Raw genomic sequence first — 14,961 nt, forward strand, 5'->3', positions numbered from 1 at the left:
AATAAATATATTTATTACGAAATAGAGGATTATTAATACAAAAATTATGTCCTTTACAAAGCGTATCCACGAAAAAGTACTATAAATTGGTCTTTTTTCAGTCATTTCTCATAATGTTTGCCAACGGTCTCGTATAACCGTCAGTTACGGGTTAATATGCGTTAATTTTCGGTTTGGCACTGACGTTAGCAATTCCGCGTGGATTCGGACGTAGTCGAATCCGCCGTAATTGCGGTTATACATTGTTGTGTGCAGTTTTTTATTCATAATTCAGCTCTTTTCGGTATTCCGATTTGGTTTTCAGATTGATATTTTCGGCAGTCTTTATTTGATTAAATTCCGCTGAATTGATTTCCGAAACGTTTGATAATTCCATTATTGAGTCATCCTTATAACCTAATTCTTTTGATTCCGCATTTTTGTCAATCCGCCAATATTTTATTTCCTCTCCGTTTTTCGAAGTCGCAAGAATATAGTTTTTATTAAATCCGACACTTTCAATGTCCTTTATTACGTAGATACTGGATTTATAAGGTTCGTCCAGATTTACTGGGATTACAATACTGTTGAAAGCTGGTTCAACCATATAGTAAAAGTCAGCGCCTAAATCTATATCTCCATACCAATTCATTTGGCAAGAATTGAGAGAAATTAAGGTCAGTAAAATCAGTAATTTATTTCTCAAACTTTTCGTTTTTCAAATTGCACACAACGGTCTAGTATAAGAATAGTTGCGTGTTTGAGTGCGAGGATTTTCCGAAGGAAAATCAGAAGCAAGCAAACGAGCAACTAACTTTGTTTAAGCCTAAAATAGCAATTATTTTTATACATTGTTAGCTTTTAGTGCTTTTTTATCCGTTTACTTTTTCGTTAATATTTTATTTCAGTCGGTTTTTTAATTCCGCATTTTATGTTTTATTCAGCTCGATTTTCATTCCGCAAACTTGCTCAAATTCTGCAATATTTTTAATTCAGATTTCAAGTAAGCAATTCCATAACTTGCTAAATTCCGATTGAGTGAAATTCCGCTTTTCAATTCAGTTTTCGATTCCGCAACGAGCTTAAAAGTCAAACGTAATTCAATTCAGAGTTTGAGTGGTAATTCAGCTTAATATTCCGTATTTTATTTTCAAATTCCGCTTTAAATAACTTTTGATTTAAACCCGAAATTTGAGGCTTTGCAATGACCTTTAGCATTAAAGCTAACGGTCTTGGCTATGGTTTCGTTGCGGAATGGTTCGGCAGAACTATTCCGCCGTAAACCAAAATTAGCAAATACACAGGAATTTCCGAGAGGAAATTCCGCCGCAATGAACTATAGCCGGTGTTGTAAGTAGTTTTTTCTTTCAGTTACTAATTCGGTTAATATATTCATTTTTGTTTGGTCAATTTTTTTCCAATCCGTTTTATCAAATTCCAATGAGTTTAACTTTTTTAAACTCCGATACATTGGTAAAATTATAGTCTCAAAACCTCCAGTCAATTTATAAATCAGATTACGTTTTTTACTTATTCCGCCACTTTTTGAGATAATAAGGTCAATTACCTTTCCGCTTGGTTTTAATTCAATGAAATAACAATCAGGCTCCAAGTTCCAACATATTTCCGTTTCGATTCCGTTCAGAGTTAAAATCAGAGATTCACAAAGCTTGTCAGTCGGATTTTCGGGAACATTTGAAATAATAAAATTCAATTCAAAGTCCGAAGTTTTAAAGTTTGTAGGTAACCAACCATTTTTAGGAATTTCAAACTTTAATTGCAATTTGCTCATTAATTTTAAATTTTAATACCGAAAAGCACAATGAAAGCAAATAATACACAAATGATCGAAAAGACTTGAAAAAAGATTTTCATTCCTTTAAAAATCCTTGGTGCTTTTTCAACTAAATTTGGATTATGCTTTTTATGAAACATTAATTGGAATTTCACAATTATAGGTCCAACAAACCAAAAAATTAAAGCTGCGAAAATGAAAAATAATGTTGGTTTTATATTGTCCATAAATGTGCGTCAAAATTACTTACAACGGTTACGTATATGAAATGTTGCGTGTTTGTGTGCGAGGATTTTCCGAAGGAAAATCAGAAGCTAGCAAACAAAGCAACTAACATTGGTTAAGCACAAAATAGCAATTTTTTATATACAATGTTGGCAACAGTATTTTATTTTTTCCGATTATGAAATTCAGTCAGAATTTTTTCTTTTTCGGATTCCGACAACCCATAATCAACAATTAATTCAGGTCGGAAAGGTGGTATTTTATTATCAATTTTTAAAAACCATTGAATTAAATATTGGCTAATTTCTAATTCAATTCCTTCACAACCTGCTGAATAATAAACTTTATATTCTTTGTCATTAATTGATTTTGAAATCAAATCTATTTTTTTATTATAATCATTATTTCTTAAAAGTCCTTCGTATCCAATTGCTTTAACAGTTCCGTTTGGGTATTTTATTAAATTCAAGAGTTCGTTTTCGGTGGCGTTATTCATTATCCAAAGTCTTGTTTTGGCAAACTTTTCCATTGACCTTCCATTTGGTCCAATTCCACCTGTATATCCAATGTTTTTAGCTACTAAAACAGAATCCTTTATAGATTTCGAAACATCATTCCAATTATGCGACCAACTTTTTTCATAGAATGAAGATAACACAACTACAATTCCAATTCCGAGTATTGTCAGAATTGGGAATAAAATCGAAAATCGACTTTGTTTGTTATGATTTCTGCGTTTCATCATATTGTTGCCAACGTTTATGTATAAGGAAAGTTGCGTGTTTGCTTGCGAGGATTTGCCGAAGGAAAATCAGAAGCTGGCAAACGAGCAACTAACTTTGGTTTAGCTAAAACTAGCAATTTTTTTTATACGGTGTTATGCCACGTTTTTATTTTTTCCATTCTTCTTTAAGAATACTGTAAACATAAGTTCCTTTGCTTTCTCCATAAGACTGGATATTGTAATTTCTTAAAAGACCTTCTTTATAAGCTCCAATTTTTTCTATCGCCTTTTGAGATTTTATGTTATTAATGTCTATTTTAAATTCAACTCTTCGTAGATTTAAATTGTCAAAACAATAGTCTAAAAGTAGTCCTTTACAAATTGCATTAATTCCAGTTCCTTGAAATTTTTCGCCAATCCAAGTCCAACCTATTTCTATCCTTTTACTTTGAAAACTAATATTTCCAAACATTGTCAATCCGATTGGGTTATTATTCTTCCGATTTATAATTATTAAAGGATATAATTCTTTTTCTTTTTTTGCTTTCAAACAGAAGTCAAAATAATCGATTAAATCATTTCTGTTTTTTACTCTTGCTCCAAATTCGCCTAACTCTTTATTGTAACTTATTTTCTCAATTGAGTCAATATCATTAATTGATAAAGGACGCAATAAAATCGAATCATTTTCAAGAATCAATTCTGATGAGAAAAATTTTTCTAAAGTCATTTTTTTATTTGCGTAATTTTTGGTTAATGTGGCATAACGGTCTCGGCTATGAGTAGTTGCGTGGGTTAGCACTTAACTTTGCAAGTAAACACCAAACTGAAAATCCGCGAGGATTTTCATAAGTTGGCGAGAATAAGCAATTACTTATAGCCATTGTTGTAGGTAGTTATTTATTCTTTATCTAAATTCAGATAATACAGTTTTGCAGCTTCCTGGATTTCATCATCTAAATTGTCATCTAGCGCATATGAATAAAGTACCCATTCATCGTTTGGTTTATAAAATTTAAAAATAAATCTAAGTGGTTGTCGGTCGTATTTTACGAGATATGAGTATAAAACAAAACTTTCAGCAAACTTTTTTGTAGTGATTAGTTCTTGTCCGTAATACTTTCCCATATAACTTTCTGTAAATCCATTTACCGTTCCAATAATTTTATCAATATCATCTTTTATTCTGTCAGTCCATTTATTTGTTGCATATAAATCCTTTACTGCTTTTCCAGCGTCTTTTTCATAAGTAGCAAAAAAAGTGTCAATCAAATTTTGCGGACTAGATTGTGCAAATAAGTTGCTTGATACTAATATCATTAATACGATTAGTGTTTTTTTCATTTTTTTTATGTTTATTGAGTTCTGTTTAATTACCTACAACTTGTTTATATGAATGGTTTAGAACTATATAATATACCAAAGAGGGAGGGATAACGATGATTTTTTAACTTAATTATTATACTTATCATTTTGGTTTTATAAATTCTGGTTACAATATAATAACTTTCTTACAATGTATCAAAAGGATTTTTAATATCCATTAAATTGGTTGAAGATACATGTGTGTAAATCATGGTTGTTTTTGGGCTATTGTGCCCTAAAAGTTCTTGAATATACCTTATATCCGTACCACTTTCTAATAAATGAGTTGCAAAGCTGTGTCGTAAGGTGTGCAAGGTAGCATATTTCGTAATGTTAGCTCTTTGTAAGGCTTGTTTTAATACTTGTCTGGCACTGACTTGTGTATATGGTTCTCCGTTTCTTCCTTCGAATAGGTGTTTTTTTGGATTGTAATGGTTAATATAAGTATGAAGTAATGGTATTATACTACTGGAAAGGAGGGTGTATCTGTCCTTTCTGCCTTTAGCCGCTTTAATATGTATTAATCTACGCTCATAATCTATATTATTTGGTTTTAGAGTAAGAGCTTCTCCAATGCGTAGTCCAGCTGAATAAACTAAGCTTAGAAGGGTTTTGTGCTTAATATTTTGGATGTTATCCAGCAAGGTTTTAATCTCGCTTTTGCTTAGTACATTTGGTAGCTTTTTATCTTTATCAGGGCGCTTGATCTCTAAGGGTTCTATATCAATATCTTTAAAAGTAAAATAATGTTTAATACCACTAATACATTGATTTTGATAAGAAACAGACTTTTTAGCATTAAAAATAAAGTCATAGTTAAATTGCTCAATGGATCTAACAGAAATATTGGTGATTTGCTTCAAATTAATATATCGTATAAACAAGCTGGTAACTTCAACATAGGTGTCAACAGTATTTGCACTAAATCGTTTTTGTTCTAACCATCTTTTGAATTTATTCATTTCTGTAATCTGGTCCGCACTTAAAGGCGGTAGTTTATTAATAATAGATAGGTTTTTCTTTGAAGATTCTTCACTTTCGTTTTTTTTAGTAATAAATTCACTGTAATTAACATACCATTTTTTTCGCCTGAAGTACTTAAATAGGTCTGAGATAGCTCCTTTATAAGATTTAACATAAAAGGTCTTGTAAGTAAAACTCCATTTTACATCTGGAAATGATTTTATATAGTTGTGTACTTCAGAACTATTATCAAAGTAAATAATAATATAAAGTATTTTTTTGTGCCAAAGTGGTTTAAGAGAAATAGTAATCATCAGTTTTTTCTTAAAAATAAGTGATAAAAACCTTATATTCGAATGTTAAGCGAATAGTATTCGTGTAACATTCGACTAAATGACATTTTTATGAAAGCAAGGTTGTGTTTAGCATGTCAAAAACCAATGACAGGGCGTTCTGATAAAAAATTTTGTGATTTGCATTGCAAAAGCTCTTACCATTATCGAAGGTCACTTGAAGAGGCACAGCGCTTTTACAATTTTGTGGATAATCAACTCAGACAGAACAGGAGATTATTGAAGGCCTATAACAAATCAGGTAAATCAACTATAAGAGCCAAAGTCCTGCATGATCAGGGTTTTAACCCTAAATTCTTCACCCATTATTGGAAGAATACTAAGGGAGATGTCTATCTGTTTGTTTATGAATATGGCTTTTTAAAGCGTCATGAACATGATGTGGAAAAATACGTGTTGATTACCTGGCAGAGTTATATGGGTAAATAAGCTTTTAATTTTAGGATTAAGAGCCCTCAAAAGGGGCTAAATACAAATACTCTACATGACCAGTTTCAATGTTGTAATAAGGCTTTCTTCCGGAAACATCAACAGGCAGATTATGTATAGGAAAGTATTTTTTTCCGGCAAAAAACGATTTAAGTTCTTCCAGATCCTTTTTGGTGGCTGGTTGATTATCTTTCGAAGTGAAAAACTTTTGCACAATATCAGCCGTTATAGAACCAATAGCAGCATTTCCAACACCGGCTAAATTGACACTGTCTTTTTTTGGTGGTGTTACCGATGTGTCTGGAGCTATTTCTTGTGATGGCGTGGTGCCTGGTAGTTTTGTTTTGTCTTGCTTTAAATACCAGTGACGACTTCTACAGGAGTTACTGCAAAATTTTTGTGCACCTCTGCGTTTAGGAGTGTAATCACCCCCACAATGACGGCAAATTTGGGTGGTTTTCATGATATATACGTAAATTAGACGTTTAATTTACGATTAAATTGGTTACACCTACTCATACTAAAATAAGTTCGTAATAGTTGTTTTTCGAGTTCTGTTGCACATAAATAGTAAAAAAAATAAACTTTAAAAATAAGTTTTCCTTGTGTTTTATCTTTTTCAGACCGCGGGCCATTAAAACCAAAATGCAATTGCTATCACATCAACCAAGGTAAAATATTTTGCTCTGCATCAGGTAAAAATAGCTTAATACTTTCACTAAACAAATGATCGTTAAATTTTTTAAGTATGCTTTTTATATTACATATATTATGTATATTTGATGTATGAAAGATTTTATCACATTATTAAATCAATACCCTAAGTTATCAGAATCAAAAGTTTCTATTTCTAGTTTAGGAGTAGCACATCGAGTATTTTTCAATTGGAAAGAAAAAGGACTTATTGATTATGAACATAATTTTACACAAGAAGATCTTGATAATAATGTAACACGAAAAAAAATTAAACTAAACGCATTCGAAGCCCTATGGATTCTTATAATAAAGGAATTGAGATCTTTTAATATAGGTTTAGATACCATAGGAAAACTGAAGACTTTTTTGTTTACAGTACCCAATTATAATTTTATAAAGGATCTTTCAAAGACTGAGCTAAAAGAGATTAGTGAGCATATGCTTAACCAAGGTATGAATAGCTTTTTGAGTGCATTTGACCTTAATGTTGAAACTCAAATTGACCATCTTAATAATCTTACTGATTCCAACAAGATCTACTACAGTAATTTAAGCATCTTAATCAATGTCATTTTATTATCTGGTCAAGCACCTTCACTATTTATATTTAAAAAACCCGTTGAAGAAGAGTTGGGCTTTGAAATATTCAATCCAACGTTAGAATTCAAGTACTATAGTCAAATAAATGAGGATTACAGAAGTCATCTTATTAATGGGCTTATAGAACATAGTGTTATTAATATTCCTATAAGACCACTGTTTGAGCACTTTTTCGATAATAAATTGTTGATTAAATATGCTATTGATTTTAACCTGTACACAGATGGAGAATTGAAAATATTAAAACTTCTCAAATCAAAGGATTTTAATAAAATCATCATTCATAAAAACAATGATCAGCAAATCACTATAGAGAGCACTTCAAGTGAACAAGTTTTAGGAAATAAAGCCATAGAACTTAGGAGAACCCTTGGTCTTAAACAATATGAACGGGCTGAGATTATTCACAGAAATGATAAGCATTTAGTTATTACTAATACAACAAAACAAAAGATAGACCTAGGCAATACCTAGCTCATAACATTCCAAAGTTACATAACAAGTTTAGTACACTTCTTATGGACACCTATTGGAACCCATGAATTTTAACGATGCAAAAAGCATTTTAAACAAAAACAATGAATGTCCTTACACGGACCAAGAGATTAAAGACATTTTAAAATTATTAAATATCATGTCAGACATGATATGTCACACCTTAAACCCTTTAAAGCCTTAAGCCATGAAAAATGTTATTTTATACGTTAGAGTATCAACTGATGAGCAAGCCGACAAAGGATTCTCATTAAGAGATCAGGAGCAAAAACTATTAAATTATTGTAAGCTTAATAATTTGAATGTGCTAGAACTGTTTAAAGAAGATTATTCCGCCAAAACATTTAATCGTCCTGAATTTAAAAAATTGTCGACTTATTGTAAGAAGAACAAAAACAATATTAATGAATTACTATTCGTTAAATGGGATCGTTTTTCCAGAAACACCATGGAGTCTTATAATGTTATAGATTCATTTAGAGATCTAGGTATTCTTGTAAATGCCATAGAACAACCACTGGATTTGTCAATACCTGAACAAGGACTTATGCTTGCTGTATATTTATCAATGCCTGAGGTAGAAAACCAAAGACGTTCTTTAAATGTCAAAGCAGGTATGAGAAGAGCTTTTAAAGAAGGGCGCTATGTTGTTACCCCGCCTAAAGGCTACGCTATGGGCAGAGATAGTAGTAAAAAACCCATTTTAATACCAAATGATGATGCCGTATTTATTAAAGAAGCTTTTGAACTGATTGCATCGGGAATTTACAATCAAAAAGAAGTTTTAGCACGCTTGTCTAAAAAAGGGTTTAAATCGAGTTCTTCTTCTTTTGCTCGTATGCTACGCAATTCGCTTTATTGTGGAGATATTCTTATTCCAGCTTATAAGGATGAGAAAGAAATGGTTACCAAAGGCATTCATGAACCTTTAATCACAAAAACGCTTTTTAATAACGTACAAAAGATTATAAATGGAGGAAAGAAACAACATGGTACATTACATAAAAAAGTAAACAAAAAATTCCCTTTAAAGGATTTTGTGCTTTGTCCTCAATGCGGAAATCCGCTATTAGCTAGTGCATCAAAGGGGCGTTCTAAATACTATGCATATTATCATTGCACTAAACCCTGTGGAACGCGCTACAAAGCGGAAGACGTAGAACAATGGTTTGCAAACTTTCTTGGGGGAATTTCCTTGAAACCAAATGTTCAGAAACTCTTATTTAAAATGATAAAAGAGCGCATAAATACTCAGACATCACAAAAACATTTAGGTCCTAAACACTATGAAGCCATTGCCAAAGTTGACAGTAAACTTATTAAACTTCAGGATTTATATATTGATGGAGATATTGGTAAATCAGACTATGAAACTGCCAAACAGCGCTATAATAATATTCTAGATGAACTTAAAGAAAAAGAAATTAGACAAAAGGAAACATCTGTATTATTGGATACTTACAAAAACGGATTAAAAAACCTGCATGACATCGATTTTCAGTTTGTTGAATCTGACATAGAACACAAAAGAAAGCTCCTTGGTTCGATATTCCCGAAAAAATTCCAATTTGAAAATAATCAAGTTCGAACCGCTGATATCAATCCGTTACTCTTAAAAATAGCTAGTATTAATAAGGGTTTACAAGGGAATAAAAAAAGGGACAAATCAAAAAAATCTGATTTGTCCCATTTAGTACTGAAGGCGGGACTTGAACCCGCACGACCTAATGGTCATTGGATTTTAAGTCCAACGTGTCTACCAATTCCACCACTTCAGCATCTTGGTATATTTTAAGAAAGTTTCAGAGCGAAAGACGGGATTTGAACCCGCGACCCTCACCTTGGCAAGGTGATGCTCTACCCCTGAGCTACTTTCGCAGTCTTTTAATGAACGAGCAATATCGCTATTGCGGATGCAAATTTAAACTATTTCTCCTAAATCCAAAGCCTTTTCTAAAAAAAAAGAAAAAATATTTTAAGCCTGTTTTTTCTTGACTAACATACGCTTTATTTCATTCAATTTCATGAGTGCTTCAACAGGTGTAAGTGTATCAATATCAGTATGCAAAATTTCTTCTTTAATATTTTCCAACAAAGGGTCATCTAACTTGAAAAAACTCAATTGCATATCATCTTGTATCGATTTCACCTTATCGGTAAGTTCTTCACTAGAATGTGATTTTTCTAATTTCTTCAAAATTTTGTTAGCGCGATGCAGTACCTGCTGTGGCATTCCTGCCATTTTTGCTACATGAATGCCAAAACTATGTTCACTACCACCCTCAACTAGTTTTCTAAGAAATAACACATTATCTTTTAATTCTTTAACAGCAACATTATAGTTTTTAATACGATTAAACGTTTCGGTCATTTCGTTGAGCTCATGATAATGCGTTGCAAATAGCGTTTTAGGTTTTGCTGGATGCTCATGCAAATACTCACTAATAGCCCAGGCGATAGAAATCCCATCATAGGTACTGGTACCTCGACCAATTTCATCAAGTAACACCAAGCTTTTTTCAGACACATTATTTAAAATAGATGCCGTTTCATTCATTTCTACCATGAATGTGGACTCACCCATAGATATATTATCACTGGCTCCTACTCTAGTGAAAATTTTATCAATTAAGCCTATTTTTGCAGATTTAGCAGGAACAAAACTGCCTATTTGTGCCAATAATACAATTAAAGCTGTTTGGCGCAGAATGGCCGATTTACCAGACATATTTGGTCCTGTAATCATAATAATTTGTTGAGTTTCCCTGTCTAAAAACACATTATTAGCAATGTAAGCCTCCCCTAAAGGTAATTGTTTTTCAATAACGGGATGTCTACCATCCTTAATATCCAAATCATGAGAATCATCAATAACGGGGTATACATAATGGTTGTCTTTAGCTAACTGCGAAAACCCACATAAACAATCTAATTGTCCAATTAAATGAGCATTCTGTTGTACTGCTTTTATATACTGATGCAGCCAAGCAATTAATTCTGAAAACAACTGTTGCTCAATGGTTAGGATACGTTCTTCGGCACCTAAAATTTTTGCTTCATATTCCTTCAACTCTTCAGTAATATAGCGCTCGGCATTTACCAAGGTTTGCTTTCTTATCCAGTCTTTAGGTACTTTATCTTTATGTGTATTTCTTACTTCAATATAATATCCAAACACATTATTTGAAGCTATTTTCAATGAAGTAATTCCAGTCCGCTCACTTTCGCGCTCAAGCATGTTATCAAGATAATCTTTTCCTGATTTGGATAAATTTCGCAAGTCATCTAATTCAGCCGAAAACCCTGAAGCTATGGTATGTCCTTTTAAAATATTGACAGGAGCATCTTCATTTAAAGTAGCTTTAATCTTTTCACGAAGCACATCACAACTTTGAAGTGTATCACCTATAATTTTTAAGGACTCATTGACACAGTTTGAGGCTAATGCCTTTATAGGTACTATGGCCTCAAGAGAATTTTTTAGCTGGATAACTTCCCTCGGGTTAATTTTACCTGTAGCTGTTTTTGAAATAAGTCGCTCCAAATCACCAATATGCTTAATCTGATGCTGTATTTTTTGAAGCACTGTATCGTTTTGCGTTAAATAGCTAACAACCTCATGACGTTGTTTAATCCTACCTACATGTTTTAAGGGCAGCGCTAACCAACGCTTTAACAATCTTCCGCCCATAGGCGAAATGGTTTTATCAATAATATTTAAAAGGGTTACTGCATTATTATTGGTAGAATGATACAGTTCTAAATTCCGAATAGTAAACTTATCCATCCACACATAGTCATCTTCAGCTATTCTTGCTATAGAAGTGATGTGTTGTAGTTTATGGTGTTGGGTTTCACTTAAATAATGTAATACAGATCCTGATGCTATAATACCTTCGTACAAATCTTCAATACCAAAGCCTTTTAGGGTCTTTGTATCAAAATGTTTTATTAAAGTTTCATAAGCATAATCTGTTTGATACACCCAATCTTCAAGAAAAAAAGTATGAAAATCATCACCAAACGTTTCCTTGAACAAGGTGCGCTTTTGCTTTGACACTAAAACCTCACTCGGACTAAAATTTTGGAGTAATTTATCTATATACTCTGCATTCCCTTGAGAGGTTAAAAACTCTCCTGTTGAAATATCTAAAAAGGAAACACCTATATGTTTTTTATCAAAATATACAGAACACAAAAAGTTATTTGACTTAGAAACTAACACCTCATCATTCAGCGCCACACCAGGCGTTACCAATTCAGTTACCCCTCGCTTTACAATCGTTTTGGTTTGTTTAGGATCTTCTAATTGATCACAAATAGCCACACGTTCACCTGCTTTTACCAATTTGGGCAAATAGGTATTTAAAGAATGATGCGGAAACCCTGCCAGTTCAGTTTCACTTTCACTCCCTGCTCCTCGTTTTGTTAAAATGATACCTAAAATACCTGCCGCCTTAACAGCATCTTCTCCAAAGGTTTCATAAAAATCGCCTACACGAAACAATAATAAAGCATCAGGATATTTTGCCTTGATTGCATTGTATTGCTTCATTAATGGAGTTTCTTTTTTTACTTTTTTAGCCAATGGAAAATATGGTTTTTAAATGTTACTTTTGACAAAATTGTAGCTTGCAATGTACTATTAATTTCATGCTTTTTGAAACTGATTTTTTAGAAGTTATCTACAATTAGAATGAGATTTCAACAATAAAACCATGCGAAAACTAAAAAATAGCGAATTAAATCGTTTAAGTATTAACGCTTTTAAAGATGCCCAAAAAACACCTCTTATCATTATTCTGGATAACATACGTAGTTTAAACAATATTGGCTCTGTTTTTAGAACGAGTGATGCCTTTTTAATTGAAAAAATTTACCTCTGTGGTATTACCGCAAAACCACCACATAAAGACATTCATAAAACAGCTTTAGGAAGTACCGAAACCGTTGATTGGGAATATGTGGAAAACACATTAGATTTGGTTAAAAAACTAAAAACCGAAGGCGTTCACGTTTGCGCTATTGAGCAAGCCGAACAGGCCGTCATGCTTAATGACTTTAAAATTGCAGACAACACAAAATACGCTCTAATTTTTGGTAATGAAGTAAAAGGTGTTACTCAAGATGTAGTTTCTGCCAGCGATACCGTTATTGAAATCCCTCAATTTGGTACCAAACACTCTTTAAATATTTCGGTAAGTTGTGGGATAATTATTTGGGACGTATTTAGTAAATTAACCAAAAAATAATCTACTGCTATTTTTTACTTTGTAATAAAAACTAATATTTTGAAAAATTTAATTCCTGTTATTGCACTATTTATTCTTTTAAGTGCTTCAATTCAAGCCCAAAATGATTTCGTTTCATCAAGAGAGCATATTAAAATAACCAATTGGAACTTTAAAAAAGGCAACCTTTACAATGCTCAGAAAGTTGAATATAATGATACGGATTGGTCCCTTGTTAAGGTGCCTCACACCTATTCTATGGACGCCATTGAAGAGAATGGATATTATAGAGGCCCTGCTTGGTATAGAAGCTCTTTAGAAATCCCTTTATCAATGACAGACAAACGTATTTTTATTCGTTTTGAAGCTGTTGGGCATGAGGCAAAAGTCTACATAAACGGAAAATCAGTTGGAACTCATTCAGGTGGTTATTCTGCCTTTTGTTTTGATATAACAGAGCATATTAGAACAGATGATAAAAACACTATTGCAGTTAAAGTTACTAACGAACATGATTTTAAAAGAATACCTGTTACTGATAAATTATTTAACATATACGGTGGTATTTACCGCCCTGTTCAAGTTTTTGCTACACCTAAAGAGCATATTTCACCATTATATTTTGGTTCTTCTGGTGTTTTTGCAAAACCTGTTAAAATAGGCAAAGATGTAACCAAATTAGTTATTGAAACTCATGTTAAAGGTGAAAGCGGTAAAACTGCTAAACTAAATTGTATAATCAAAGATGCCAATGAAAGTATAATTTCTTCAAAAACTACTGAAATTACTTTTTCTGATAAGAAAGAGATTCTTAAAACACCTATCGAAATACAAGCACCTATCTTCTGGAACGGCAAAAAAAACCCACATCTATATACTGCTAAAATAGAACTTAAAACTGAAACTTCATCAGATAAAATTTCTCAAACTTTTGGGATAAAAACTTATAAAGTTGATCCCGAATCTGGATTCTATCTAAACGGAGAATCTTATGATTTGCATGGTGTTGCTATGCACCAAGAATGGAAACAATTTGGACCTGCTCTAAAAGAAAAACATCATGAAACCGACATGTCTTTTATTGAAGAAATTGGCGCTACTACAGTAAGACTTTCTCACTATCAGCATTCAGAAACAACTTATAAACTTGCAGATGAAGAAGGAATTCTGATTTGGAGTGAAATTCCTTTTGTACACGATTATAGTGGTCGTGAATTTGGCAATGCCAAACAACAATTAACTGAACTTATTTTACAAAATTACAACCATCCTAGCATTTTTATTTGGGGACTCTGGAACGAAGTACGCGCTTGGAAAAGCGCAGATGAACCTTGCGTACAACTTACCAAAGAATTAAACGAATTGGCGCATAAATTAGACCAAACACGATTAACAGTTTCTGCCAGTGACCGTAGTATCAAATCCAATATGAATGGTATTAGCGACCTACAGGCTTGGAATAAATACTTTGGCTGGTATTATGGTAAATACGAAGATCTGGGCAAATGGTTAGATGAATCACATTTAGCACACCCAGATATTGGTTTATCTATTAGTGAATATGGGGCTGGAGGTAACATTTTTCAGCAGGATATTACAAAGCTAGATAAACCTTTTGGAGAATTTTTTCCTGAACAAGATCAAACTCTTTGTCACGAGGTTTCTTGGAAAATAATAAAAGATCGTCCTTTTGTTTGGAGTTCCTATCTATGGAATATGTTTGATTTCTCAGCAGGAGACTGGAACCGTGGTGGCATTCCTTTCACAAATCACAAAGGATTAGTTACATACGATAGGTCAACTAAAAAAGATGCTTTTTATTTCTATAAAGCGAATTGGTTAGACACACCAGTACTATATATAGCTGAACGCAGACATACTAAACGCAAAAACGAACTTGTTAATATAAAAATCTATACAAATCAAGATAAAGTTACACTTTATGTAAATGACAGAAAAATTAGCAAAAAGAAACTAACATCAGACATTCACATTATCACTTTTGAAAACGTCAAACTAAAAAAAGGAAAGAACAAGATTAAAGTTCGTTCTGGCAAATCCATTACCGATGAAGTAGAATGGCAACTAAACTAATTTAAAAAACCT

Annotated in this window: 12 protein-coding genes, 2 tRNA genes and 1 pseudogene; 5 read left to right on the forward strand and 10 right to left on the reverse strand. The window is 32.5% G+C overall.

Annotated features, from left to right (window positions below):
- Positions 1–259: 259 nt before the first annotated feature.
- The 6 genes from FGF67_RS14995 to FGF67_RS15025 form a co-directional block, all read right to left on the reverse strand.
- Positions 260–685 (reverse strand): hypothetical protein, encoded by a 426-nt coding sequence (locus tag FGF67_RS14995; protein WP_139698579.1) that lies wholly within the window; start codon positions 683–685, stop codon positions 260–262.
- A 630-nt stretch (positions 686–1,315) separates the two neighbouring features.
- Positions 1,316–1,771, reverse strand: coding sequence for a hypothetical protein (locus tag FGF67_RS15000; RefSeq protein ID WP_139698580.1), 456 nt, complete (start codon positions 1,769–1,771; stop codon positions 1,316–1,318).
- A gap of 391 nt (positions 1,772–2,162) precedes the next feature.
- Positions 2,163–2,744, reverse strand: a complete 582-nt coding sequence (locus FGF67_RS15005) for a hypothetical protein (RefSeq protein ID WP_139698581.1) — start codon at positions 2,742–2,744, stop codon at positions 2,163–2,165.
- A gap of 145 nt (positions 2,745–2,889) precedes the next feature.
- Positions 2,890–3,453 carry a GNAT family N-acetyltransferase gene (locus FGF67_RS15015; RefSeq protein WP_139698582.1) on the reverse strand — a complete coding sequence of 188 codons (564 nt, stop codon included), beginning with the start codon at positions 3,451–3,453 and terminating at the stop codon, positions 2,890–2,892.
- A 170-nt stretch (positions 3,454–3,623) separates the two neighbouring features.
- Positions 3,624–4,067, reverse strand: coding sequence for a hypothetical protein (locus tag FGF67_RS15020; protein WP_139698583.1), 444 nt, complete (start codon positions 4,065–4,067; stop codon positions 3,624–3,626).
- Between the two features lie 167 nt (positions 4,068–4,234).
- On the reverse strand, positions 4,235–5,365 hold the full coding sequence (locus FGF67_RS15025) for a tyrosine-type recombinase/integrase (RefSeq protein WP_233244098.1): 1,131 nt from the start codon (positions 5,363–5,365) through the stop codon (positions 4,235–4,237).
- Between the two features lie 90 nt (positions 5,366–5,455).
- On the opposite strand from FGF67_RS15025, the gene FGF67_RS15030 reads away from it, so the two are divergent.
- Positions 5,456–5,833: a hypothetical protein gene (locus tag FGF67_RS15030; RefSeq protein WP_139698584.1), complete on the forward strand. Its 378-nt coding sequence runs from the start codon at positions 5,456–5,458 to the stop codon at positions 5,831–5,833.
- 16 nt (positions 5,834–5,849) lie between these two features.
- Here FGF67_RS15030 and FGF67_RS15035 read toward each other — a convergent pair whose 3' ends face one another.
- Complete coding sequence (locus tag FGF67_RS15035; RefSeq protein WP_139698585.1) at positions 5,850–6,296, reverse strand: hypothetical protein; 447 nt, start codon at positions 6,294–6,296, stop codon at positions 5,850–5,852.
- Between the two features lie 323 nt (positions 6,297–6,619).
- Here FGF67_RS15035 and FGF67_RS15040 point away from each other — a divergent pair, with 323 nt between their 5' ends.
- Both FGF67_RS15040 and FGF67_RS17665 read left to right on the forward strand, forming a co-directional pair.
- A complete protein-coding gene (locus FGF67_RS15040; protein WP_139698586.1) occupies positions 6,620–7,603 on the forward strand; it encodes a hypothetical protein in 984 nt (327 codons plus the stop codon).
- 208 nt (positions 7,604–7,811) lie between these two features.
- Positions 7,812–8,585: pseudogene (locus tag FGF67_RS17665) on the forward strand (recombinase family protein); the annotation flags it as partial.
- Between the two features lie 733 nt (positions 8,586–9,318).
- Here the strand turns inward: FGF67_RS17665 and FGF67_RS15050 are convergent.
- From FGF67_RS15050 to mutS, 3 genes are all read right to left on the reverse strand, one after another.
- Positions 9,319–9,402: transfer RNA gene (locus tag FGF67_RS15050), tRNA-Leu, on the reverse strand.
- A 28-nt stretch (positions 9,403–9,430) separates the two neighbouring features.
- Positions 9,431–9,502, reverse strand: a tRNA-Gly gene (locus FGF67_RS15055).
- 97 nt (positions 9,503–9,599) lie between these two features.
- Positions 9,600–12,212, reverse strand: a complete 2,613-nt coding sequence (gene mutS, locus FGF67_RS15060; protein ID WP_139698587.1) for a DNA mismatch repair protein MutS — start codon at positions 12,210–12,212, stop codon at positions 9,600–9,602.
- Positions 12,213–12,342: 130 nt separating this feature from the next.
- On the opposite strand from mutS, the gene FGF67_RS15065 reads away from it, so the two are divergent.
- Together FGF67_RS15065 and FGF67_RS15070 are read left to right on the forward strand one after the other, a co-directional pair.
- Positions 12,343–12,876 (forward strand): RNA methyltransferase, encoded by a 534-nt coding sequence (locus tag FGF67_RS15065; RefSeq protein WP_139698588.1) that lies wholly within the window; start codon positions 12,343–12,345, stop codon positions 12,874–12,876.
- A 39-nt stretch (positions 12,877–12,915) separates the two neighbouring features.
- The gene (locus tag FGF67_RS15070; protein WP_139698589.1) at positions 12,916–14,949 is read left to right on the forward strand and encodes a glycoside hydrolase family 2 protein; all 2,034 of its coding nucleotides are present in this window, start codon (positions 12,916–12,918) and stop codon (positions 14,947–14,949) included.
- Positions 14,950–14,961 lie beyond the last annotated feature (12 nt).

The sequence above is a fragment of the Allotamlana fucoidanivorans genome, assembly GCF_006265225.1.
GTDB lineage: Bacteria > Bacteroidota > Bacteroidia > Flavobacteriales > Flavobacteriaceae > Allotamlana > Allotamlana fucoidanivorans.